This is a genomic window from Pseudomonas sp. 58 R 12, assembly GCF_900005865.1.
Lineage (GTDB): Bacteria > Pseudomonadota > Gammaproteobacteria > Pseudomonadales > Pseudomonadaceae > Aquipseudomonas > Aquipseudomonas tritici.
On record NZ_CVTP01000022.1, the window covers coordinates 84,290 to 105,350 of the forward strand.

Sequence of the window (21,061 nt, forward strand, 5' to 3'; positions counted from 1 at the left end):
GATGAATCAGGACAATCTGATCGAAATCCGCGACCTCTCTGTCGAGTTCGTCACGGGCGAACATCACCACCGCGTGGTGAACAACGTCAGCTTTGATATCAAGCGCGGCGAAACCCTGGCCCTGGTCGGCGAAAGCGGCTCGGGCAAATCGGTGACCGCCCACTCGATCCTGCGCCTGCTGCCCTACCCGCTGGCGCGGCACCCATCCGGCACCATCAACTACGCCGGGCAAGACCTGCTGACGCTCCAGGAAAAAAGCCTGCGGCACATTCGCGGCAACCGCATTGCGATGATCTTCCAGGAGCCAATGACCTCGTTGAACCCGCTGCACAACATCGAAAAGCAGATCAACGAAGTGCTCGGCCTGCACAAGGGGCTCACCGGCAAAGCCGCCACCCTGCGCACCCTGGAACTGCTGGAGCTGGTGGGTATTCCCGAACCGCACAAGCGCCTCAAGGCCCTGCCCCACGAGCTGTCTGGCGGCCAGCGCCAGCGGGTGATGATTGCCATGGCGCTGGCCAATGAGCCGGAGTTGCTGATCGCGGACGAACCGACCACCGCCCTCGACGTCACGGTGCAGTTGAAGATCCTCGAATTGCTCAAAGAGCTGCAGGCACGCCTGGGCATGGCGCTGTTGCTGATCAGCCATGACTTGAACCTGGTGCGGCGTATCGCCCATCGCGTGTGCGTGATGCAAAAGGGTTGCATCGTTGAGCAGGCCGATTGCGAGACGCTGTTCCAATCACCTCAGCATCCGTACACCCAGGAACTGCTCGCGGCTGAACCCAGCGGCGGGCCGGCGACCAATGAAGTCGGTCCGCCGTTGCTGGAAGTCGATGACCTGAAAGTGTGGTTCCCGATCAAGAAGGGCTTTTTGCGCAACACCGTCGATTACGTCAAGGCGGTGGACGGCATCAACTTCAGCCTGCCCCAGGGGCAAACCCTGGGCATCGTCGGCGAAAGTGGCTCGGGCAAATCCACCCTGGGCCTGGCGATTCTGCGGTTGATCGCCAGCAAGGGCGGGATTCGCTTCGAAGGCCAGCAACTGGACCAGTTGACCCAGCAACAGGTGCGCCCGTTGCGCCGCGAGATGCAGGTTGTGTTCCAGGACCCGTTCGGCAGCCTGAGCCCGCGCATGTGCGTCAGCGAGATCGTCGGCGAAGGCCTGCGCATCCACAAGATGGGCACAGCCGCCGAGCAGGAAGCGGCGATCATCGCAGCGCTCAAGGAAGTGGGCCTCGACCCGGATTCCCGGCACCGCTACCCCCACGAGTTCTCCGGCGGCCAGCGCCAGCGCATTGCCATCGCCCGCGCGCTGGTGCTCAAGCCTCGCCTGATCCTGCTTGACGAACCCACCTCCGCGCTGGACCGCACGGTGCAACGCCAAGTGGTGGAACTGCTGCGCAGTTTGCAGGCCAAGTACAACCTGACCTACCTGTTTATCAGCCATGACCTGGCGGTGGTGAAGGCGTTGAGTCACCAGTTGATGGTGGTCAAGCACGGGCAGGTGGTGGAGCAAGGCGATGCGCGGGCGATTTTTGCCGATCCGCAGCATGCCTATACTCGACAACTGTTGGAAGCCGCCTTCCTCGTACCCACCTGACGCACACAGATAGACATGTGGGAGCGGCGGTTCGACGCTTCGACTTGCTCGCGAACTCGGTGTGTCAGCCAACGATGTATTCACTGATCGAACGCATTCGCGAGCAAGCCCGCTCCCACATTTTTGACCGATTTGCGGGCTGACGACCCTGGCGGTCTGTGCAATGATCTTGCCTCGATTTCAAGGGATGGAACCACCGCCATGTCGTTGAACACCACCGCTCACCCCGCACACGCACCACGCTTTTGGCGTGATGAGCGCTTGCCGTTCATTGAAGCGCGGACCATCGACGACGGGCGCAAGGTCACCTACACCCGTCATGCTCATGAGCACTTTTCCATTGGTGCGATCACCACCGGAAGGAGCTACTACCACTACGGCGCGCAAACCTTTGAGATCAGCGCCGGCACCGTGGTGTTGATGAACCCCGGTGATGTCCACGCGTGCAATCCCATCGAGAATGAACCGTGGTCCTACCAGATGGTGTACCTCGACACGCCTTGGCTGACCGACCTGCAGCACCAACTGGGTTTCAGCACGGACCAGGGTTACCGGCCCTTTGATACGCCTTACACGCGTGACTCGCTGCTGTACAACGGCCTGCTGGCGTTGTATCGAATACTGGTGGACGAACAGGCTGAACACCTGCAAAAACAGAGCGCGCTGGTGAGTTACTTCACCGAGGTGCAACAGCGCCTCAACCCCTCCGACACCCCGGTACGCGAGGTCAACCACAAGCTGGAGCGCGCCGCCGAGTACATCCGCGAACACTGCACCCTGGCGTTGAAACTGGAAGATATCTGCGCGGCGGCCGAGTTGTCGCCGTCTTACCTGATCCGCGCCTTCAAGCAGTATTACGGGCTGACGCCCCATGCCTTCCTGGTCAACCAGCGTATCCAGTTCGCCCGTACGCAATTGCGCCAGGGCGAGCTGATCGCCGATGTGGCCCTGGCCGCAGGTTTTGCCGACCAGGCGCATTTCCAGCGCGCGTTCAAACAGCATTTCGCCGCCACGCCGGGGCAGTACCGTGACCGCCTCAAGCCATCAGCAAATAACCCACACTGGCCACCAGCAACGCGGCCATCGAGCGGTTGAACAGCCGCACGCCCTGGGGGTTGCTGAGGTAGCGACGCAGGAACGTGCCGGCGTAGGCCCAGCAAGCGACCGACAGGTAACAGATCACCAGGTAAATCGCCGCAAACAGCCAGACCTGTGCGGTATCGCCATCCGCCACAAACAAGCCCATCCCCGCCACGCAGGCCAGCCAGGCCTTGGGATTGAGCCACTGCATGATCGCGCCATAGAGTATCGACGGCGCAGTGGCCGTGCCGTCGGCGTCCAGCCGGCCGTCGTCCACCGCCAGTTTCCAGGCCATGTACAGCAAAAACGCCACCCCTCCCCACTGGATCAACTGGGTCAGGATCGGCCAACGCAGCAGCACTTGATGCAAGCCGAGGCCAATCAACACCAACAGCAACGTAAAGCCCACGGCGGCGCCAAGCACGTGTTTCTGGCTGGCGGCAAAACCGAAGCGTGCGCCTGTACTAAGCGCGACGACATTCACCGGCCCCGGTGTGATGGAGGTCGCCAGGGCGAAGGCAGCCATGGAAATGATCAAGCTCATGGAGGTTCCCTTTTAGGGTGATGGGTGCAGATGGCATCACGGTAAAGGGCAAAACAGCGGCGGTATTGAAGAAAATGCCCCCCGCCGGCTTATTTGACAAACAACTCCCGATCCCGGGCTTTCACGTGCCCGGCGCGGTGCCAGTGCCGTCTGGGCGCCTCAACCGTCGATCAACGAGAAGTGCGCGCCCACGCCGGCACGCACGCCCTCGGCCACGGCCAGCGCGACGGAACCGGCGGCAAGGGAGACATCACCACCGGCAAACACACCGGGCACAGAGGTCTGGCGCATTTCATTGGTGTGCAGATAACGGCCGGTCGGGCCATCGACGCGCTCACAGCCCAGTTGCTCCGCCAATGGGCTGATGCGAGTGCGCGCCATGGTGAAGATGCCATCAAGGTTGAACACCCGGCCATCATCCAATTCCAGGTCGGCGCGCTCACCGCGGATGCGCCGTACAGCGCCGTGTTCGACGCTGACCCTACGTCGATCCAACTGCGCTTGCTGCTCGGCATCTGGGGTAAACACAGCATTGGTGAACAAGGTGGTGGTGCCCCAGTCGGGCAGCATCAGCGCGTGGTGCATGGCCAGGGGTGATGTGGCCAGTACGCCGATGCGGCCTTGATCCAGCTCATAGCCATGGCAGTAAGGGCAGTGGAACAGGTGCTTGCCCCAACGCTCTTCGAGGCCTTCGATGTCAGGCAAGTCGTCGACCACGCCGGTGGCAAGGATCAGGCGCTTACCGTGAAACGTAGCGTGATGTTCGGTGCGCACACTGAAACCTTCCGGCTGCGCCACCGCCTGCACCGCATTGCCCTGCACCCAGGTGACGGTCGGATACGCCATTAATTGGCTGCGCCCTTGCGCGGCGATGACCGCCGGCGCCTGGCCGTCCTGGCTGAGAAAACCGTGGGACGTGGCCGCAAAGCGATTGCGCCGCTGCCCTGCATCAATCACCAGCACCTGGCGTCGCGCCCGCGCCAATTGCAGGCCCGCCGACAGCCCGGCATAGCTGCCGCCCACGATAATCACGTCGTACATCATGAAAGTAACCCCAGGTGGTGCACTCGGTTATCCGAGCGCTTTCACGACACACCATAAGTTACGTGAAAATACCCCGTCAAGGGTCTCGCAACTTTTCAGGTTACAAACGATACTTTCCGCCGAATTGATCAGAGATCCCTTGATGAGAAACGACACCCGCCTCTCGCGCATGCTCCACGTGTTGATCCATATGGGCCGCCATGAAGAGCGCGCCACCTCGGAGACCATCGCGCAGATGCTCGGCACCAACCCGGTGGTGGTACGGCGCACGCTCGGGCTGCTCAAGGAAAAGGGTTACGTACGCTCGGAAAAAGGCCACCAGGGCGGCTGGTGCCTGGGCAAGCCCTTGAGTGAAATCACCCTGCTGGATATTCACAACGCCCTGGGCACGCCGTCGCTGTTTGCTATCGGCCTGTCCACCGATCATCCGGAGTGCCTGGTGGAACAGGCCGTCAATGCGGCACTCACGGGGGCTTTCGAGCAAGCCCAGGCGTTGCTGCTGGAACGCCTGGGCAAGGTCACGCTGGCGCAGTTGGCCGAGGATTTTGACGAGCGCTACCGCGTCGCGATGCTGCCCTAGCGCTGGGCGGGAATGCGGATATCGCCGTCGCGGCACTGGGTTTTGACGCTGCGCGGGCAACCGGCGAAGGCCAGGTCCTTGGTCAGGCACACGCGCACTTCCGACAACACTTTGCCTTTGCAGATCACCGCCAGCCCATGGTTGCCCATGCGCGGGTTGCTCTCACGAAACAACGCCTCGATCTCACGGGCTTGTAACGATGGCGGCGTATTGAACGGCTGCAGTTGCTGCGGAATGGTCACCACGCCTAGCGCCTCGTCGGTTTTTTCCAGATACGCCAGCGGCTCCAGCCCGCTGCAGGTGCCATGCTTGGCCCATTCGTGCCGGAGCAGTGAACGGGTCGGGAACAGTGCAGCACCCTTTTCGATTTCTTCGCGACTCAACTGCGATTGCGCTGAGCACGAAGCCGGCCACCCTCCCCGTGCGTACTGCGGCCACAAGCCATGCAGCACAAAGCCGTAGCCCTTGCCCGAACACTGTTCATTGTCCGGGTGCGTGAGGCAGAAGGTTGGCGACCATGACAACGACAACACGTAGAAATCAAACTCTCCCGGCGTGCCTTGGCTACGCGGGGCCGCCACTGCACTTGTGGCGAGTACCAGCCACACCATCATCCAATATTTCATCGGTCTGTTCCTTGGAAAAAGAAAACCCTATCGCGACTACCCAGGATGATGAGGGTTACGTTGTAGCACCTTGTCCAGGATCCGATCGGTCTTCAACGCTTCGATGGCCAATGACGGATGCTCGGCTTCGCCACGGATATGCGCATTCATGGCCAATACGTGATGCCACTGGATATGCGCGTGGCAGGGTATTTCCAGCACCTCATGGGTCTCGCCCTCAAGGTGCAGGGGCTGGTCCTCGAACACCGAGAACCGGATGCGCCCACGACTGCCGATCATCTCGACCACATCTTCACGCCGGTCCGCGACGAAGTTCCAGCAGCCCATGCCCAGCGCGCCGGAGCTGAAGGTCCAGCACGCCGTCACTGCATCCTCGGCCGCATAGCGCCCGGCCTGGCGCGCGGTGAAGCCCGAGACTTCGATGATGTCCCCGGCCAGGTACTGGAACAGGTCGAAGCCATGGCTGGCCAGGTCGGCGAAATAGCCGCCACCGGCAATCGTCGGGTCGGTACGCCAGTTGGCGGCGCTGGCGTCGTCGGCCCCCGCAGGTTTGCACAAGGTCCAGCTCAGGTGACGCAGCTCACCGATGCGTCCGTCCCGCAGCCAGTCACGCACTTGCTGGAAGCGCGGCAGCGAGCGGCGGTAGTAGGAGACAAACAGATGCAAACCGGCGCGTTCGAAGGTGCGCTGCATCAATGCGCTCTGCTCGGCATTCAGCGACATGGGCTTCTCGACGCAGCAATGTTTGCCGGCTGCGGCCACCATCAGGCTGTATTCGAGGTGGCTGTCGGGCGGCGTGGCGATGTAGACCGCGTCAACGTCGGGGTCGTTGATCAGTGCCTGGGCGTCGGTATAAAAGCGTGCAATACCGTGGCGTGCCGCATAATCACGCACAGCAGCTTCACGGCGCCCCATCACGGCCACCAGCGCAGAACCTGGCGCTTTGTAGAAAGCCGGTCCACTCTTCAATTCAGTGACACTGCCACAGCCGATCATGCCCCAGCGTACGGTGCTCATCTGCTCTCCTCGTCCGTTTTGATCAATCGGGCAGTATCCACATCCCCACACGTCAGCGCCATAACCACTTAGCATGACAATTGCATTACACTTTTATGACATTCATTGCGCTGCGGGGCTAAACGATGAAAATACGCGCCACGGTCATCTGCGAACACGAGGGGCATATCCTCTTCGTGCGTAAGGCCAGATCAAAATGGGCCTTGCCGGGCGGCAAGGTAGAACGCAACGAGCGCCCGGTCGGCGCCGCCGAACGCGAGCTGCAAGAAGAAACCGGATTGAACGTGGACGGCTTGCTCTACTTGCAGGAGCTGAAAGCCCGCGACACCGTTCACCACGTTTTCGAAGCATCCGTTGTGAACATCGCCGATGCAAAACCTAGCAACGAAATAATCGATTGCCAGTGGCATCCCTACGGCGCGATGGAAGAACTCGACACCACCGACGCCACCCGGCACATCGTTAAATCCTTCCTACGTCGCCTGTAGTTCAGCGCTCTGCCCGCTGGCGACCAATCCTCGCTTCACCCTGCCATTCTCTTTTTGCCGTTCGACAAAGGATCTGACGAACGCGGCAGCGGCTGCGTGCGCAATCGGTACTGCCATGGCCTGGCGGATGGTCATGAAGTCATCCTCTACCAGCCGCCACTGCTCGTTAACCCTGGTTTGCAGGAAATCCCGTACGCCCGCCGCTGCGTCCAGGCCTTGCTCGATACACACGTCTACCGCCGCAGATGAGGTGGGTGCCCGGACCAGTTCGGCATGCTGGACCGTGCGGCTCAAATACAGGTCATAGGCCGCACCCTGGCCGACGGCGATACGTCGACCCGGCGCATCCAATTGCGCAACCTGCGTGAAGGGTGAGTCCTTCGCCACCAGGTAGGTGCCCTTGATTGCCACGTACGGCGCGCTGAAGGCAATCTCTTGCTCACGCACCGGCTCGATGGCCAGGAACGCCACACGCCACACATCCTCAGCCAATGCGGCAAACACCTTGCCCGCCGACTCGAAGGTGATCAGCTCCAACTCGACACCCACTTCATCGGCGAGCGCCTTGGCCAGTGCCACGGACACGCCCAGGGGTTCACCGTCCGCACCGCGTTGCGCCAGCACCGGGTTGCCGAAGTTGATGGCGGCGCGCAGCACGCCATTGGGGGCCAGTTGTTGCAGTACCTGGGGGTCAATCATTGAGCGGTCCTTGCGAATCAGGTTTTAGAGGGTTGCCATGCGGCTCAGGTAATAACCGCGAACCGCTAAAGGAAGCAAGTTGAACGTGCTCTGCGATGCGGGTGTTGTGGTCTGGCAGTTGCTGCGCGGCGATGCCATCGTAGCCTCGCTGGCGCTCGACAACTCCCACATTTTGATCCTTGGTGTCGCCAAGACCAATGCTCAAGACCGAGGCTTTTTCCCGGTCATCTGCCCGCGCACATACAACGCCTCCACCAACGTCTGCCGCTCTTCCCGAGGCAACGTACTGGCAAACTGCGCCAATGTCGTATCCACCAACGCCCGCAGCGCCATATCCGCCTCACGCGCCTTGGCCAATTCAGTCACCAGCACATCCCGGTCCAACGCCGGCGCTTCCAACTGCTTGATCACCCCGAGCCGCGCCTCACGGCCAGCCATGACCAGCGGCTGGCTGTCAGCGCTGTTACGGCGCAACAGCTGACGCAACTCCCTGCGCCGCTCCGGCGGCAAGTTGACCATGGCCTGGCGCAGGCCGTGCTGGTTGACCATCGCTACGGCGGGCTTGGCGTTGACCCTCCAATGGTAGAGGCCTCCGCCCACGCCGCCGATCAAAAATACATTGAGCAATACCGAGACAAGCAACCACGGTTTCAGGGATTTAGCGGTCATTGCTCGGTTTCCTCGGCGTTGACGGTAAAGATCACTTGCGCATCGCCCTGATCGAAGACACTGGGCAACACTTCGGATGACAACATGGGCAGCGGCACGCTCATCGACGCTACCAGTATCCCGGTAACGATGCCGGCAATGCCCACGCCCACCAGGCCCGCCGGCGATAACCAGTTGGCGTAGCGCGACCAGAACGACCTGCGGCGCGGCGCAGACTCGCGGATCTGCCTCGCCAGCGCCGGGTCGGTGAGCGCCAGTAGATAGCTGTTCAGCTGGACGTCGAGCCAACCAGCCTCCTCCAAGGCCTCGCGGGCACTGGGATGAGCACTTTCAAGCAGTGCCTGCGCTGCGCCTTGCTCCGCCAGAGGCCAGCGCTTTAAATCGGCCCCATAGGCGTCGGCCAGATACGCAAATCGTTCGGGTGTCATGTCTTTCCCCTTCCTGGGCGGGCAAGCCCGGGTGTGTCGGCAAGGCTGCTGCGCAACTGACGTCGGGCCCGCGACAGCAGGCTCTCCAGTGCCTCGACGCTGATATTCATCAGGGCCGCGGCGTCGATGTTCGACAGCTCCTGGTAGTACTGCAACACAATGGCTTCGCGCTGGCGTTCGGGCAATGCCGCCAAGGCGGCGGCCATGCATTCGCTGCGGTCGGCGGTCTCCAACTGTTCATCCAAGGACGGTGCGCTGTCGGCCAGCTCCAGCGCTTGCGCGTCGCTCAGAGGGCGCTCCTTGCGCCGGCGCAGGCGGTCATGGCAAAGGTTCAGCGCGACCCGATGCAACCAGGTGTCGAAGCGCGCTTCGCCACTGCGCCAACTCGCCGCCTGGCGCCAGATGCGCAGGAAACTTTCCTGGGCCACGTCCCTGGCTTCGTCGGCATCCCCCAGGATCCGGCTGGCAAGCGCCAGCAGACGCGGCAGTTTGCGCGTCACCATTTCGTTGACGGCCGCGGGTTCGTTGTTGCCGATGCGTGCCAGCAGTTCAACATCCGGATCAGTGTCTTTCAATCGGGCAACTCTCAGTCCGGGTGGCTGATTCAGCGGATCCAATGCCCCTCACGCCAGTACCAATTGGGGCCGTGGGCTTCCCAATGGCCAGGTTCCCAGCGCGCATTGCGCATCACAGCCTGCCAGTGGCCGGGCTTCCAAGCGTAGCCGCGTCCCTCCCAGCGCCAGTGTCCACGGTCCCAGACGTAACCCGGGCGCTCCACGGGGATCATTTCCACGCGCTCCGGCGGCGGCGCCTGGCGGATGATGATTTCGGTCTGGGCAAAAGTGGGGGTGCTGACAAACGCGGCGAGCGCCAGCGGAGCAAGCAAGGCAAAACGCAATTTGGCCAGGGGTCTCATGGCAACTCCTTCATTCAACGCGCGAAAGTGCGGGTTGCTGATGGGTTGAACGGTGGGTGCAAAAAAATCCGTCGCAGAATGTGCAGGTTATTTGCGCAGGCAGTATTGCCCGGGGGATGGCGGCGCTTGATGAAATGTTTGAAAGCTTCGCGACGGATTTACGCCGCTGGCAGCGTTGAAGGATTAACGCCTATCAACCCAAGAGGACACACCATGTACCGTCGACTTTCCATGCTGGTTGCCGCGTTGCTGATCGTCAGCCTCAGCGGCTGCGTGATCCTGCCGGAACACCGCCATTGTTGCTGGCGCTATTACGGCGCGCTCGATACACCGACCCACACCGTCAACGGCTAGCCTACTCCCGCAAACCCACGGCGCCCGGCCTTGATCTCGGTGCGCAACTCGACAATCAGGTTTGAGATGGAACGGATGCTGTCCAAACCCTCGGGGGACACGCCGGTCAGCAGCAGGTCGACCCGGCCGGACACCGTTCGAAGATGTCGATTCGCTGACGTCAAAAACCCCTGCCTGCAACCTCTCGTCTGCTGTTTCGGAGGGCACTTGACTCCACGCGTCGATCACAAGAGGCTCTTGGCCTTTCGCCATCACTCTGAGCCAAGCCCCCATGAGTATCGACCCTCCCAGCCAGCCCGACAGCGATGTGTACAAGACGTTATTGGAGTCGACCAAGGCCATCCCCTGGCGCATTGATTGGCAGAGCATGACCTTCAGTTATATCGGCCCGCAGATCGAGACCCTGCTCGGCTGGACCCCGCAAAGCTGGGTCAGCGTGGACGATTGGGTCGAACGCATGCACCCGGACGACCGTGAATACGTGGTGAATTTCTGCGTGTCGCAATCCCGCGCAGGCGTCGACCACGAGGCGGATTACCGGGCGCTGACCGCGAATGGCGACTACGTGTGGATTCGCGACGTGGTGCACGTGGTGCGCAAGGACGGCGAAGTCGACGCGCTGATCGGCTTTATGTTCGATATCAGCGAGCGCAAGAAGACCGAAGAACACTTGGTGCGCCTGCAAAAACAACTTGAGGAATATTCCTATCAGGATGGACTGACCGGCATCGCTAACCGTCGCATGTTCGACACGGTGCTGGAACGGGAATGGGCCAGCGCCCAGCGCAGCCAGTTGCCACTGTCGCTGATCATCCTGGATATCGATTTTTTCAAGCAGTACAACGACCACTATGGCCATATCAAGGGCGACGAATGCCTGCGCCAAGTCGCGCGCACCCTGTCACAGGCGGCCAACCGGCCACGGGATTTCATTGCGCGTATCGGCGGCGAAGAGTTTGTATGGTTGCTGCCGGAAACCGATGCAGCGTCGGCCAGGCAAGTGGCGCAACGCTGCCTGCACCTGATTCGCCAGCAGCAGATCGAACATGGTTTTTCGGCGGTATCGAATCTGTTGACCTTGAGCCTGGGCGTCGGCACGCACATCGTAAAACCCGATAGCCCGATGCTGGAGTTTGTCGAAAAGGTCGATAAGTTGCTGTACCAGGCCAAACGCAACGGGCGGATGCGTGCAGAGTTCGCCACCGGTGAAGTTTGACGTTGAGGTCAAATTGCAGGCAAAAAAAATCCCAAGTAGCTGATGGAAACTTGGGATTTAAAAATGCATAAACCGTGGGAGGTGAACGCCCGGCTATAGTAACGACTGTAAAAAGCTGTAACAAGATTATTTTAATCCTTTCGTCGGATTAAAAGCGCTGTAAGTCATTCAATAACCACACATTTTTTAAGGTGGCGGACGCTATGAGTGCCACTTTTTGGTGCAAGTACCACCCAAATTTCCACTTATAAAAAAGGGTTATTGAATTAAGGCAGCGTCGCACTTTTCGACATACGCCCGTTCAACGGCTCACATGTCTCGCGTGTATCAAGGCTATTAGGCAGTAATGAACGCGCGATACTTTCCACCTGCCGACAGAGTGCCAAGCGCTCGTTGGCGGCTTCCCGCTCGCGGTCAACCTGGGCGTTGAGCTGGACAAAATAAATCCCCAGCACTACTGCAACGCAGAGCACTCCGAGCACGAAGTAGCGCACGCTGTTAGAAGACGAAGGCTCGGGCGCGTTCATGAGACTACTGCGCCCTGCTCTTCTCGTATCGCACATCATCGCCGTCGACCTGGCCGACCACGACCCAACCCAGCCGCTGATAAAAACCGTTGGCGCGTATTTCGTCGCGGCCATCGGTGATCAGATACAGTCGGTCATGGTGTTCAAACAGCGCGGCTTCGGCGACCGCCATCAGTTGACGGCCCAGGCCCAGGTTTTCGTGAGTGGGCCGTACGAACAGCGCAAATACCTCGCCTTCGGCCAGGTCGACCATGGCAAAGGCAACGGCGCGGCCATCCACTTCAGCGACCCACACGCAGGGCGCTGCTTCGATGCTCGAAGCCAGCACCTGCGGCGTGATGCCCAACTCAGCCATCTGTTCGACACTCAAATGGTTCTGCACCACCGACGTGCGGATGCTGAACAGCGTGTCGATATCGTCCTGCGTCGCCGTGCGGATTAGCGTTTGCATACTGGCCTCCCTGATAGAGGACGCAATTGTATGCAAATAGAAACACAGTGAATGTCGTGGATTTGTAAAGCGCCCTACAGGTGCGAGGACGAAGTTGGCCAGGCTTACGCGGCGTTTGCACTGGCCGGTGCTTGGACCGGCGCGGTCTGGTCCAGCAGGCGAAACAGCGGCAGGCACGCCGCCTGGATCACCAACATGCGGATCACCTGCATCGCTGTCACCAGTGTCACCGCCAGGCCCAAGGCCTCGGCGGTGAGGCTCATTTCCGGCGCACTGCCAGGCATCATGCCCAGGGCAAGCGACAGCCATGGCATGCCCAAGCCGGCGCCGAGCGCCCATGCGGCTATCGCCGTGGTGATCACCGAGCCCGTCAACAGCAGCAGCACCTTGCTTAGTAGTCCTGGGGCGCGGCGCAAGAAGCTGTGGTCAAACGCAACGCCCAATGCACAGCCGATCAACAACTGGCCGCAGCCACTCAGCCAGCCCGGCATGCTCATCGACAAGTTATTGCAGCCCACCCCCACCGCGCAGATCAGGAACGGCCCGAACGTCCAGGGATTGGGCAGCTTGCAGTGTTTGAAACCCAGCGCCGCGAGCCAGCCCATCGCCAGGATGAAAATCAGCCACGGCCAGATCACCGGCAACGGGGCATGGGCCACGACCTGCGGCATGCCAAAGGTTGCGACCGCAGGCACCGTCAACAGGATCAGCAGCAGGCGAATGCTGTGGGCGGCGGCGATAAAACTGGTGTCCGCCTGGCGTTGTCGGCCCAGGTGCACCATCTCGCTGGAGTTGGCTGGCATCAAGGCAAAGAACGCGGTGCCGAAGGGCACGCCCCAGCGATGCAGGACCAGCACCGAACACAACGCCAACACCAGCGTCAGTAACACTGCAAAGAGAATCAGCCCGAGATGGGCCGCCACCTGTTGCATCACTGGCAATGTGAAATGACAGCCAATGGCAACCGCCACGATGAGCTGCCCGACTTGGCGACCATGGGGGATTTCCGGTACGAGGCTGCCGGCGCAGCGAGTCAACATCACCGCGACCAACGAGCCAATCACCCAAGGCAACGGCCACCCCGCCCAATTCGCAAGGCTGCCGCCCAAGGCGCCGACGATCAGGGTTACAAGCCAGTATTGGCGAAGATTGGGCATCAGGAAGCACTCGGCATGGAGAAGAATGCCGACAGGTTATAGACTCGTTCGCATCACAGAAAATATCCATTTGTGAAACCAGTCATCACTCTTTGTTATGCGAGCCCGTATGAACCTGAAAGCGCTGGAGTACTGCGTAGAGATCGCCCGCCAAGGCAGCTTCACAAAGGCGGCGCAGGCGCTGCATGTGGCGCAACCGGCACTGAGCATGGCCGTTGGCCGACTCGAGGAAGAATTGGGCGTGGCGCTGTTTAACCGCGCCACGCGACAAATCAGCGTGACCGCTGAAGGCCAGTTGTTCCTGACGCGCGCCGAAGCCTGCCTGGAGGGGCTGGCCGGTGCACGCCGTGAGCTGCAGGACCTGACGCAACTGCACAGCGGTGAAATCCGCGTCGGTGTGCCGCCGATGTATGGCATCCGCCACATCCCCGAACTGCTGATGCAATTTCGCGCGCGCTACCCCGGCATTGCGATGCATGTGGTGGAAGGCAGTGCCGATGACATCAGCGAGCGCCTGGCCACGCGGGATATTGACGTGGCGCTGCTGGAGTCGCGGCGGGTCGACCCGGAATGGGAGTCAGTGCTGCTCGGCAGCGACGAGATGGTGTTGTGCATGCATGAGCAGCATCCGCTGGCGGCCGCTTCATCTATCCCGGCTGCGCGGTTGCAAGACGAACCCATGCTGGTCTTCGAAAACACCTTCCTGCAACGCCATTTGCTGGATGCGTTTTGCAGCAACGCCCGCGTGCGTTTCAACATCGCCCTGGAAAGCAACTTTGTCCCGCTGGTGATTACCGCTACCCGCAGCGGCATGGGCGTATCGACCCTGCTGCGTTCAGTGCAAGAGCAGGAGCCTGGGCTCGCGGGAGTGTCTTTCGAACCCGCGCAATTCATGCACTTCAACCTGTGCTGGCGCGCCAGTGAATACCTGTCACAGGCCAATAGACGGTTTATTGAAACGGCAAAGGTGTATTTCCAGGAAGATGCCAGCTCACCGCTGTCGCACTAAGCGGTCATTTGCGCGCAACTTTGTAGCGCACGCAGTCCTGATAGAAACTCTGGCGAATTGCCTCGGGTTTCAGCCGTGAGCCGCTGTCGTAGGTCTGTTCCGTGATGCCCATGGCCATCATGCGCATCCAGGATTTGTTGAACTTGATGGTCTGGATTTTCTGCCGCGCGGCGTACAGCGACACCCCCGACAACTTGAGTTCCTGAGCCCTGGCGGCGGTGCCTGCGCCCCAACTGCACATGTACTTGTCACCCTCGCGCAGCTCCCGCGCCTGCACGGCAGCTGCGCCACCGGCCAGGGAGCAGGCGATCAGCATGATTCCAACAGTGCGCATTTGCATCCCCACCTAACCACCTGAAAATAAAAGCGATTCTGGCGAGGATTTTGTTACAAAGGGGCCATTAAATTGCCTTACTGAGTGCCATCACCATTGGTAAGTGGCGCTCGCCTGCACGGTGCGCTGCGAGCCATACCAGCACCACGAGTAGGAGAGGCAAGACGCCACATACTCTTTATTCGCCAGGTTGGTGGCATTTAAGGCCAGGCGCAGATTGTCCTTGGGGTTGGCGATGTTCGGGATGTCGTAGTGCACAGCCGCATCGAACAAGGTGTAGCCCGGCACTTTCAGGGTGTTGGCTGGATCGCCCCAGGACGAACCGACATACCGTGCACCGGCCCCCACGCCGAATCCTTTGAGCTGGCCGTCATGAAGGGTGTAGTCCGCCCAGGCCGAGGCCGTGTGACGGGGTAAACCGTAGGTGGTGGTGCCTTCGACCGGGATCGCCGGGCCTACGCCCCCGTCAGTGATCGGTGCGTATTGCACCGTGCTGTTGGACTTGCTCGCGCGGTTATCCAGGTAAGCGTACGCCGCCGTAATGTCCAGGTTGTCGTTGAGGCTGGCCTTGCCTTCCAGCTCAAAGCCACGGGACTGTTGTTCGCCGTCCTGAATGTTGCAACGGCCACTACCACATAGATGGTCCGGGTTCGGGTCCAGCGTCGGTACATTGGTTTGGCGCAGATCGAAAATGGCAGCCGTAATGAAGCTGTTGCTGCCCGGCGGCTGGTACTTGATGCCGATCTCATACTGCTTGCCTTCGGTCGGTTTGAACACCGAACCGCCATAACCGGTACCTGACTGCGGGTTGAACGACTCCGCATAGCTGGCATAAGGCGCCAAGCCATTATCGAACAGGTAAACCAGCCCTACACGTCCGGTAAACGCCTCGCTGTCCAGCGAAGACTTACTCTTGGCGCCCGTAGCAAGGGTTTTGGTGGTGCTATCGGTACTGGCCCAGTCATAACGACCGCCGAGCAACAACACCCACTTATCCCACTTCATTTGCTCCTGCAGGTAGACCCCGGTCTGCTCGCTACGCGAGGTAGCATCGGTGCTGAACGCCGGCGTCACCACGGGCGCGCCGTAGACCGGATCAAAGATATCCAGGCTCGGTCCCTTGCCGTAACCCGCCTTGGTGTCGGTGCTGGTGTTCTGGTAATCAAGGCCCATCAACAACGTGTGCTGTAACGGCCCGGTATCGAATCGGGCCTGAACCTGGTTGTCCAGGGTGTAGGCGTCCATGTCGACATCGGTGGCGATGGTCGAACGGTTCGACGTGCGGTAATCAGCCTGCAAATTGCTGTTATAGATGCTGCGGTAAATGCCCTCGGCGCGCAGGTAACGTGCGTTCTGGCGTAGGGTCCAGACATCGTTGAAGTGATGTTCGAAGGCATAGCCAATCGAGTAATACTCGCGATCACTTTTTTCGAAGTTCTTCTCGCCATCATAGAAATCCACATCGATGCTGCGCCCGGTCGGGCTGTGCAGCACCGAGCCCCAGGCCGGCACCGAGCCGTAAGACGCACCTTTGGGGTCCTTCTGGAAATGCCCGAGCAGGGTCAGCGAGGTGGCATCATCCGGGCGCCAGGTGAAAGCGCTGGAGAGCGATTGGCGACGCGTCTCGGTGTGTTCGACCTGGCCATCGGCATCATCGAAAAGGCCTGCCACGCGGTAGGAATAAACGCCTTGGTCATCGATTGGGCCGCTGAGGTCAAAGGTGGTGCGCTTCTTGTTGAAGGTGCCGTATTCCACACCCACTTCATGAAACGGCGCGTCCAACGGGCGCTTGCTGACCATGTTGATCACCCCGCTCGGCGTGCCCTGCCCATACAACACCGACGCTGGGCCGCGCAGCACTTCGACGCGTTCCAAGTCAAACGCATCCTTTTGCGGCAAGGCGTCACGGCTCGAAGGCATGCGCAAGCCATCGAGATAAGTGGCCGGGGCGAAACCGCGAATGGTCAACTGATCGAGACGCGACGCAGTGGCGCCACGGGTTTCCGGGATGACAGCGGCGCTGTAGCGCAGGATCTGGTTAAGGCTCTCGGCGTTTTGCGCACGCATCTGGTCTTTGGTGACGATGGAGATCGACTGCGGGGTTTCGATCAACGCGGTATCCGTCTTGGTGCCCGACAAACTGCGCGTGGCCACATAACCCGACACCGGCCCGGTCGGGCTTTCGGCCTGGTACGCACCGCTGATGGTGGTGGCCCGCAGCTCCATGGCCCCGCCGTTATCCGGGATAGCTTCCAGGCGGTAGCGATCGGCGGAGAGTTTCATCGCCTGCAGGCCGCTGCCGGCGAGCAGTTGGTTCAGCGCCACGTCGGTGTCGTATTGCCCGCTCACCCCGTTGCTGCGCTTGCCCCGGGTCAAGCTTGCATCGAAGGCCAACACCAGGCCCGCCTGCTCGGCCAGGCTATTGAGCGCCTGGCTCAGGTCACCGGCAGGAATCGAGAAACTGCGCACGGCGCTGCTGCTTTCTTCGGCGAAGACGGTTTGGGCAGTCAGCAACGGCACGGCGGCAAAAGCCATCGCCACTGACAGGGTCAGTGGGTGCAAGGGACGAGCAAGGCGCGACATGGGAAATCCTGCGTAATGGAGGTTCTATTAACCATGACGGCCATGTCGGGGAATCGGGCAAGGATGAGAGCGATTTTTATTTGAGAGTGGTTGCTGCAATCAGTTTTATCGCCATTTTGTGTAGCTCTTGGGGTTGGTATTGCGCGGTTTTTTCCCCGTTGTAGTGGGCCTTTTCTGAATTTCTCAACCGTTCATCCAGGCGCTTTTTCCTGCGGCATGCTCCGACGCCTTGCCCTTTGCCGAGCCGTCACGGATGACCCACGCTTCCCACATCGCCCTTATCGAATTTGAGCTGGATGGCTTTCATCAGAGCTTGGAGATTTATCGCCAGCAGATGGGTGCCTGGTATTCGCGTGCGCTGGATTCGGTGAGCCATGGGTTGGACATGCCGTCGTTGCTGGGGATGGATCGGGTGTTGCGGGTCGGGGATTCGCAGCGGTCGGTGAGCATGGCTGATACGGACTTTGCGACCGTGGCCCAGTGCCCGCTGGGCGGTGAGCTGAAGATTCAGAGCCTGTTCGAGTCGGTGTATGACGTGCCGATCGGCGATATCCCGGTGGAGGTGATGGGGCTGGATGACGGCAGTTCCACCGTGATCTTGCTGGATGAACAAGGTAAAGGCTCACACCACTGCGCGGCTGGCGGGCGGTATCAGGTGCGGGTGCAGGGCGGCGTTTCCGAGGAACAGGTGGACGCGTTGTTTGCCTCTTACGCCGGGTTGATGGCGGATCTGGAGCAGTGGCTTCGGTCGCAGTGGGCCGGGTTTAAGCCGCATTGGGAGCGATCTACTGCCAGCGCAATTGGCAGCGGCCTATTGGCGGGCAGTTGGGCGGCGATCCGTGATGTGTGGGACAGCATCAAGCGGGTGCAGGCAATTCTTGAAGACCCACTGAAGTTCGTCGAGCAACTGGGAGATCAGGCCGCCCAGTTGGCGCAAATCGCCACAGACGCACCCAAGGTCATGGAGCAGGCAATGTTGCTGGCCAGTGATGAGGCGGCGCTGTTCCTGTTGGTGCGCACGGCGATGATCTGGCTGGACGCGTTGCCGCCCGGTGAAATGGCCGAGGTGGCGGCTGGGTTAGTGGTGGCGTTGCTGATTGACCTGGTGATTGGCGTGGTGTTGACCATCGCGTTGCCTGCGGCGGGCGTGGCGTATTTGAGTTTGCGCTTGGTCAAGTATGGCGCGCAGATCCTCGAGGCGGCGGTGGGCTTTGTCAGGGGGCTTCTGGTGATTCTGACGAAGTTTATGCAGGCCGTGGATCGCTATAAGGCGGTGGCCGTTCGCGGGGTGGTTGGCGGGCTGAAGCAAGGCACGATGCAGATGCGCTGGAAGGCGCGGCAGAACGCGGTGCTGAAGCAGACAGAGCATGTCGATGATGTGCCTGTTGGTTCGAAAAATCCCGCGGGAGATGCGGCGGCTGCTTCGGATAAGACCGCGACCAATGGCTGCCCGGTGTCGATGGTTACCGGGGAGGAACTGCTTACCCTGACCGATGGTGCGCTGGACGGGATTCTGCCGTTTGAGTGGACTCGGTTGTATCGCACCAGTGCGGTGGAAGTGGATTGCGGGTTGGGGTTTGGCTGGAGTCATTCGCTAGCACATCGGCTTAGTGTTTCCGGTGATTCGGTGGTGTGGACAGATCATGAGAATCGCTCGACTACCCTGCCCTTGCCGTCTGTTTCTCGGCCCGCAATCACCAACAGCCTGGCCGAAGCCGCGATCTACCTGGGGTCTTTGCCTGATGAGTTGGTGCTGGCTCAGGCGTCGCGTTTCTACCATTTCCGCGACGGTGTGCTGACAGCGATCAGCGATGCGTATGACAACCGGCTGCGTATTTCCCGTAACTACCTGGGGCAGATTGAGCGGTTGGACAACGGTGTGGGGCGCTCGTTGTTTTTGCGCTATGCGTCGGGCCGCATTGTTGCGGTGGATTACCAGGTTGAGCGGGCTGTGGATGACGGTCCGTTTGTCTGGGTGACAGAGCAGAACGTTGTTTCCTACGCCTATGACGATGTCGGGCGGTTGGTTTCAGCGACCAATGCTGTAGGTGAAAGTGAGGTTTATCGGTACGACGAACAGCACGTCATTCTTGAGCGCGGACTGGCCGGTGGGGCGAGTTTCTTTTGGGCGTGGGAAAGGTCTGGCAAGGCGGCGCGGTGTGTCCGGCACTGGGCGAGCTTTTCGCAGATGGACACGCGGTATGTGTGGGAGGACAACGGGCAGGTCACGGTTCATAACGCCGATGGCAGCCAGGAAGTCTACGTGCATGACCAGCGAGCGCGGCTGGTGCGGCGGGTGGATCCGGATGGTGCTGAGCACTTCAAGTCCTACGATGACAAAGGCCGGCTGACGGTTGAGCAGGATCCTCTCGGCGCGATCACAGCCTACCAGTACGACGAAGCCGGACGCTTGGTGTCGTTGTTTCCGGGGGATGATGAGCCCACTTCCTACGAGCATGAGAATGGGTTCGTACGGGTTGTGCGGCGTGGTGAAGCGGTTTGGAAGTATGAGCGGAATGACCAGGGCGACGTTACGCGTAAGACCGATCCAGACGGCAATTCCACGGACTACAGCTACAACAAATACGGGCAGCTGATTGGGGTTTGGTATCCCGATAACAGCTGTCAGCGGCTGGTCTGGAATGAACGCGGACAACTGCTTGAAGAGCAATTGCCGAATGGCGGTATCAAGCGCTATCGCTATGACGATCTGGGGCGGCAGGTTGCGCGTGAGGATGAATATGGTGCGCTCACACAGTTCGAATGGAACAACGCTGGGCGCCTAGTCCAAATCGTCTTGCCGAGTGGTGACACGCGTAAATATACCTACAACGCTTACGGAAAAATCACCTCCGAACGCGATGAACTGGGGCACGTCACCCGTTACGAATATGCCGACGGCTTGCACCTGATCAGCCGCCGCATCAACGCCGATGGCACCCAGGTCAAATACCGTTACGACAACGTTCGTTTGTTGCTGACCGAGATCGAAAACGAAGTCGGCGAAACCTACCGGTTCCAGTATCACAGCAACGGCCTGATCCAACAAGAAACTGGTTTTGACGGCCAGCGCACCGCTTACGTTTATGACCTGAACGGCAACCTTCAGGAAAAGACCGAACACGGCGACGATGGCAGTCAGCTAGTCACCCGCTACGAGCGCGATCACGCCGGACGACTCGTAAGAAAAACCCTGCCCGACGGCAACATCGTCGATTACGCCTACGACCGCCAGGGCAATCTCCTAAGCGTCGACGACGGCCACTGGGCGCTGGCCTACGAATACGATCCGCAAAACCGCCTTACCGCTGAACACCAAGGCTGGGGCACGTTGCGCTATGGCTATGACGCCTGCGGTCAGCTGAAAAACCTGCGCCTGCCGGATAACAACCGTCTCACCTTCAACCACGATAAAGGCGGCCATCTAGCCACTGTCGACTTGAACGGTGAAACCCTCACCTCGCACCTGTTCAAAGCCGACCAGGAACAGCAACGCCAACAAGGCCAACTGATCAGCCACTACCACTATGACGATCAGCAACGCCTGCACGCCCACGCCGTCACCCAACAGGAACACTACCTTTACCAACGCCAATACGACTACGACAAATCCGGCAACCTCACCCGCCTCCTCGACACCCGCAAAGGCGAACACCACTACCACTACGATCCCCTCGCCCGCCTGACCCGAGCCGATCACTCCCAAGGCGAGCAGGAACGCTTCGGCCACGACCCG

Annotated in this window: 24 protein-coding genes; 8 read left to right on the forward strand and 16 right to left on the reverse strand. The window is 60.3% G+C overall.

What is annotated here, in order from left to right; translation table 11 throughout:
- Position 1 precedes the first annotated feature (1 nt).
- Positions 2 to 1,603 carry an ABC transporter ATP-binding protein gene (locus BFP95_RS20765; protein ID WP_065910630.1) on the forward strand — a complete coding sequence of 534 codons (1,602 nt, stop codon included), beginning with the start codon at positions 2 to 4 and terminating at the stop codon, positions 1,601 to 1,603.
- Positions 1,604 to 1,804: 201 nt separating this feature from the next.
- Positions 1,805 to 2,698 (forward strand): AraC family transcriptional regulator, encoded by an 894-nt coding sequence (locus BFP95_RS20770; protein WP_065891247.1) that lies wholly within the window; start codon positions 1,805 to 1,807, stop codon positions 2,696 to 2,698.
- Here BFP95_RS20770 and BFP95_RS20775 read toward each other — a convergent pair.
- Entirely contained in the window at positions 2,640 to 3,227 is a 588-nt protein-coding gene (locus BFP95_RS20775; RefSeq protein WP_065876125.1) for a LysE family translocator, read from the reverse strand. The genes BFP95_RS20770 and BFP95_RS20775 overlap by 59 nt on opposite strands.
- Before the next feature lie 159 nt (positions 3,228 to 3,386).
- Positions 3,387 to 4,271, reverse strand: coding sequence for an NAD(P)/FAD-dependent oxidoreductase (locus BFP95_RS20780; protein ID WP_065910631.1), 885 nt, complete (start codon positions 4,269 to 4,271; stop codon positions 3,387 to 3,389).
- Between the two features lie 142 nt (positions 4,272 to 4,413).
- On the opposite strand from BFP95_RS20780, the gene BFP95_RS20785 reads away from it, so the two are divergent.
- Entirely contained in the window at positions 4,414 to 4,851 is a 438-nt protein-coding gene (locus BFP95_RS20785; protein WP_049708692.1) for an Rrf2 family transcriptional regulator, read from the forward strand.
- Here the strand turns inward: BFP95_RS20785 and BFP95_RS20790 are convergent.
- Both BFP95_RS20790 and BFP95_RS20795 read right to left on the reverse strand, forming a co-directional pair.
- Positions 4,848 to 5,477: a ribonuclease T2 family protein gene (locus BFP95_RS20790; protein WP_065876123.1), complete on the reverse strand. Its 630-nt coding sequence runs from the start codon at positions 5,475 to 5,477 to the stop codon at positions 4,848 to 4,850. The two genes, BFP95_RS20785 and BFP95_RS20790, sit on opposite strands and share 4 nt — an antisense overlap.
- Before the next feature lie 36 nt (positions 5,478 to 5,513).
- The gene (locus tag BFP95_RS20795) at positions 5,514 to 6,494 is read right to left on the reverse strand and encodes a Gfo/Idh/MocA family protein (RefSeq protein WP_065910632.1); all 981 of its coding nucleotides are present in this window, start codon (positions 6,492 to 6,494) and stop codon (positions 5,514 to 5,516) included.
- A 125-nt stretch (positions 6,495 to 6,619) separates the two neighbouring features.
- Here BFP95_RS20795 and BFP95_RS20800 point away from each other — a divergent pair, with 125 nt between their 5' ends.
- The gene (locus tag BFP95_RS20800) at positions 6,620 to 6,982 is read left to right on the forward strand and encodes an NUDIX hydrolase (RefSeq protein WP_065891244.1); all 363 of its coding nucleotides are present in this window, start codon (positions 6,620 to 6,622) and stop codon (positions 6,980 to 6,982) included.
- On the opposite strand, the gene BFP95_RS20805 is transcribed toward BFP95_RS20800, so the two are convergent.
- Genes BFP95_RS20805 through BFP95_RS20825 form a run of 6 tightly spaced genes read right to left on the reverse strand, consistent with a single transcriptional unit; the run spans position 6,968 to position 9,694 of the window.
- Positions 6,968 to 7,681, reverse strand: coding sequence for a transporter substrate-binding domain-containing protein (locus BFP95_RS20805; RefSeq protein ID WP_065876120.1), 714 nt, complete (start codon positions 7,679 to 7,681; stop codon positions 6,968 to 6,970). The two genes, BFP95_RS20800 and BFP95_RS20805, sit on opposite strands and share 15 nt — an antisense overlap.
- Positions 7,674 to 7,886 carry a hypothetical protein gene (locus BFP95_RS29610; protein WP_139113260.1) on the reverse strand — a complete coding sequence of 71 codons (213 nt, stop codon included), beginning with the start codon at positions 7,884 to 7,886 and terminating at the stop codon, positions 7,674 to 7,676. Before BFP95_RS29610 ends, BFP95_RS20805 begins: the two co-directional genes overlap by 8 nt.
- Positions 7,883 to 8,350: a periplasmic heavy metal sensor gene (locus BFP95_RS20810; RefSeq protein WP_065876119.1), complete on the reverse strand. Its 468-nt coding sequence runs from the start codon at positions 8,348 to 8,350 to the stop codon at positions 7,883 to 7,885. The genes BFP95_RS29610 and BFP95_RS20810 overlap by 4 nt, the downstream gene beginning before the upstream one ends.
- Positions 8,347 to 8,778: a hypothetical protein gene (locus tag BFP95_RS20815; protein ID WP_065881674.1), complete on the reverse strand. Its 432-nt coding sequence runs from the start codon at positions 8,776 to 8,778 to the stop codon at positions 8,347 to 8,349. Before BFP95_RS20815 ends, BFP95_RS20810 begins: the two co-directional genes overlap by 4 nt.
- Positions 8,775 to 9,353, reverse strand: a complete 579-nt coding sequence (locus BFP95_RS20820; protein ID WP_065876117.1) for an RNA polymerase sigma factor — start codon at positions 9,351 to 9,353, stop codon at positions 8,775 to 8,777. Before BFP95_RS20820 ends, BFP95_RS20815 begins: the two co-directional genes overlap by 4 nt.
- A 29-nt stretch (positions 9,354 to 9,382) precedes the next feature.
- Positions 9,383 to 9,694 carry a YXWGXW repeat-containing protein gene (locus BFP95_RS20825; protein WP_065881675.1) on the reverse strand — a complete coding sequence of 104 codons (312 nt, stop codon included), beginning with the start codon at positions 9,692 to 9,694 and terminating at the stop codon, positions 9,383 to 9,385.
- Between the two features lie 213 nt (positions 9,695 to 9,907).
- Between BFP95_RS20825 and BFP95_RS29825 the strand changes: the two genes are divergently transcribed.
- Entirely contained in the window at positions 9,908 to 10,048 is a 141-nt protein-coding gene (locus BFP95_RS29825; protein WP_167345841.1) for a hypothetical protein, read from the forward strand.
- Here BFP95_RS29825 and BFP95_RS29105 read toward each other — a convergent pair.
- Complete coding sequence (locus tag BFP95_RS29105; protein WP_274611416.1) at positions 10,045 to 10,212, reverse strand: hypothetical protein; 168 nt, start codon at positions 10,210 to 10,212, stop codon at positions 10,045 to 10,047. The genes BFP95_RS29825 and BFP95_RS29105 overlap by 4 nt on opposite strands.
- Before the next feature lie 107 nt (positions 10,213 to 10,319).
- Here BFP95_RS29105 and BFP95_RS20830 point away from each other — a divergent pair, with 107 nt between their 5' ends.
- Positions 10,320 to 11,264 (forward strand): sensor domain-containing diguanylate cyclase, encoded by a 945-nt coding sequence (locus BFP95_RS20830; RefSeq protein WP_065876115.1) that lies wholly within the window; start codon positions 10,320 to 10,322, stop codon positions 11,262 to 11,264.
- A gap of 266 nt (positions 11,265 to 11,530) precedes the next feature.
- Here BFP95_RS20830 and BFP95_RS29110 read toward each other — a convergent pair whose 3' ends face one another.
- From BFP95_RS29110 to BFP95_RS20840, 3 genes are all read right to left on the reverse strand, one after another.
- Positions 11,531 to 11,791 (reverse strand): hypothetical protein, encoded by a 261-nt coding sequence (locus BFP95_RS29110; RefSeq protein WP_083214001.1) that lies wholly within the window; start codon positions 11,789 to 11,791, stop codon positions 11,531 to 11,533.
- Between the two features lie 4 nt (positions 11,792 to 11,795).
- The gene (locus BFP95_RS20835) at positions 11,796 to 12,242 is read right to left on the reverse strand and encodes a GNAT family N-acetyltransferase (RefSeq protein WP_065876114.1); all 447 of its coding nucleotides are present in this window, start codon (positions 12,240 to 12,242) and stop codon (positions 11,796 to 11,798) included.
- Between the two features lie 104 nt (positions 12,243 to 12,346).
- Positions 12,347 to 13,399 (reverse strand): AbrB family transcriptional regulator, encoded by a 1,053-nt coding sequence (locus tag BFP95_RS20840; RefSeq protein ID WP_065910633.1) that lies wholly within the window; start codon positions 13,397 to 13,399, stop codon positions 12,347 to 12,349.
- A 109-nt stretch (positions 13,400 to 13,508) separates the two neighbouring features.
- On the opposite strand from BFP95_RS20840, the gene BFP95_RS20845 reads away from it, so the two are divergent.
- Positions 13,509 to 14,408 (forward strand): LysR family transcriptional regulator, encoded by a 900-nt coding sequence (locus BFP95_RS20845; RefSeq protein ID WP_065910634.1) that lies wholly within the window; start codon positions 13,509 to 13,511, stop codon positions 14,406 to 14,408.
- Positions 14,409 to 14,412: 4 nt separating this feature from the next.
- Here BFP95_RS20845 and BFP95_RS20850 read toward each other — a convergent pair whose 3' ends face one another.
- Positions 14,413 to 14,742, reverse strand: coding sequence for a hypothetical protein (locus BFP95_RS20850; RefSeq protein WP_049713356.1), 330 nt, complete (start codon positions 14,740 to 14,742; stop codon positions 14,413 to 14,415).
- A gap of 90 nt (positions 14,743 to 14,832) precedes the next feature.
- A complete protein-coding gene (locus BFP95_RS20855) occupies positions 14,833 to 17,325 on the reverse strand; it encodes a TonB-dependent siderophore receptor (protein ID WP_065881681.1) in 2,493 nt (830 codons plus the stop codon).
- A gap of 253 nt (positions 17,326 to 17,578) precedes the next feature.
- Between BFP95_RS20855 and BFP95_RS20860 the strand changes: the two genes are divergently transcribed.
- Positions 17,579 to 21,061: DUF6531 domain-containing protein (locus tag BFP95_RS20860; RefSeq protein ID WP_065910635.1), on the forward strand; the 3,483-nt coding region annotated here is incomplete at its 3' end.

What these genes read in the sequence shown, in the direction of transcription:
- BFP95_RS20765 (WP_065910630.1), top strand. Translation starts at nt 2, where the DNA reads ATGAATCAGGACAATCTGATCGAAATCCGCGACCTCTCTGTCGAGTTC.
- BFP95_RS20770 (WP_065891247.1), top strand. Translation starts at nt 1,805, where the DNA reads ATGTCGTTGAACACCACCGCTCACCCCGCACACGCACCACGCTTTTGG.
- BFP95_RS20775 (WP_065876125.1), bottom strand. Translation starts at nt 3,227, where the DNA reads ATGAGCTTGATCATTTCCATGGCTGCCTTCGCCCTGGCGACCTCCATC.
- BFP95_RS20780 (WP_065910631.1), bottom strand. Translation starts at nt 4,271, where the DNA reads ATGATGTACGACGTGATTATCGTGGGCGGCAGCTATGCCGGGCTGTCG.
- BFP95_RS20785 (WP_049708692.1), top strand. Translation starts at nt 4,414, where the DNA reads ATGAGAAACGACACCCGCCTCTCGCGCATGCTCCACGTGTTGATCCAT.
- BFP95_RS20790 (WP_065876123.1), bottom strand. Translation starts at nt 5,477, where the DNA reads ATGAAATATTGGATGATGGTGTGGCTGGTACTCGCCACAAGTGCAGTG.
- BFP95_RS20795 (WP_065910632.1), bottom strand. Translation starts at nt 6,494, where the DNA reads ATGAGCACCGTACGCTGGGGCATGATCGGCTGTGGCAGTGTCACTGAA.
- BFP95_RS20800 (WP_065891244.1), top strand. Translation starts at nt 6,620, where the DNA reads ATGAAAATACGCGCCACGGTCATCTGCGAACACGAGGGGCATATCCTC.
- BFP95_RS20805 (WP_065876120.1), bottom strand. Translation starts at nt 7,681, where the DNA reads ATGATTGACCCCCAGGTACTGCAACAACTGGCCCCCAATGGCGTGCTG.
- BFP95_RS20810 (WP_065876119.1), bottom strand. Translation starts at nt 8,350, where the DNA reads ATGACCGCTAAATCCCTGAAACCGTGGTTGCTTGTCTCGGTATTGCTC.
- BFP95_RS20815 (WP_065881674.1), bottom strand. Translation starts at nt 8,778, where the DNA reads ATGACACCCGAACGATTTGCGTATCTGGCCGACGCCTATGGGGCCGAT.
- BFP95_RS20825 (WP_065881675.1), bottom strand. Translation starts at nt 9,694, where the DNA reads ATGAGACCCCTGGCCAAATTGCGTTTTGCCTTGCTTGCTCCGCTGGCG.
- BFP95_RS29825 (WP_167345841.1), top strand. Translation starts at nt 9,908, where the DNA reads ATGTACCGTCGACTTTCCATGCTGGTTGCCGCGTTGCTGATCGTCAGC.
- BFP95_RS20830 (WP_065876115.1), top strand. Translation starts at nt 10,320, where the DNA reads ATGAGTATCGACCCTCCCAGCCAGCCCGACAGCGATGTGTACAAGACG.
- BFP95_RS29110 (WP_083214001.1), bottom strand. Translation starts at nt 11,791, where the DNA reads ATGAACGCGCCCGAGCCTTCGTCTTCTAACAGCGTGCGCTACTTCGTG.
- BFP95_RS20835 (WP_065876114.1), bottom strand. Translation starts at nt 12,242, where the DNA reads ATGCAAACGCTAATCCGCACGGCGACGCAGGACGATATCGACACGCTG.
- BFP95_RS20840 (WP_065910633.1), bottom strand. Translation starts at nt 13,399, where the DNA reads ATGCCCAATCTTCGCCAATACTGGCTTGTAACCCTGATCGTCGGCGCC.
- BFP95_RS20845 (WP_065910634.1), top strand. Translation starts at nt 13,509, where the DNA reads ATGAACCTGAAAGCGCTGGAGTACTGCGTAGAGATCGCCCGCCAAGGC.
- BFP95_RS20850 (WP_049713356.1), bottom strand. Translation starts at nt 14,742, where the DNA reads ATGCGCACTGTTGGAATCATGCTGATCGCCTGCTCCCTGGCCGGTGGC.
- BFP95_RS20855 (WP_065881681.1), bottom strand. Translation starts at nt 17,325, where the DNA reads ATGTCGCGCCTTGCTCGTCCCTTGCACCCACTGACCCTGTCAGTGGCG.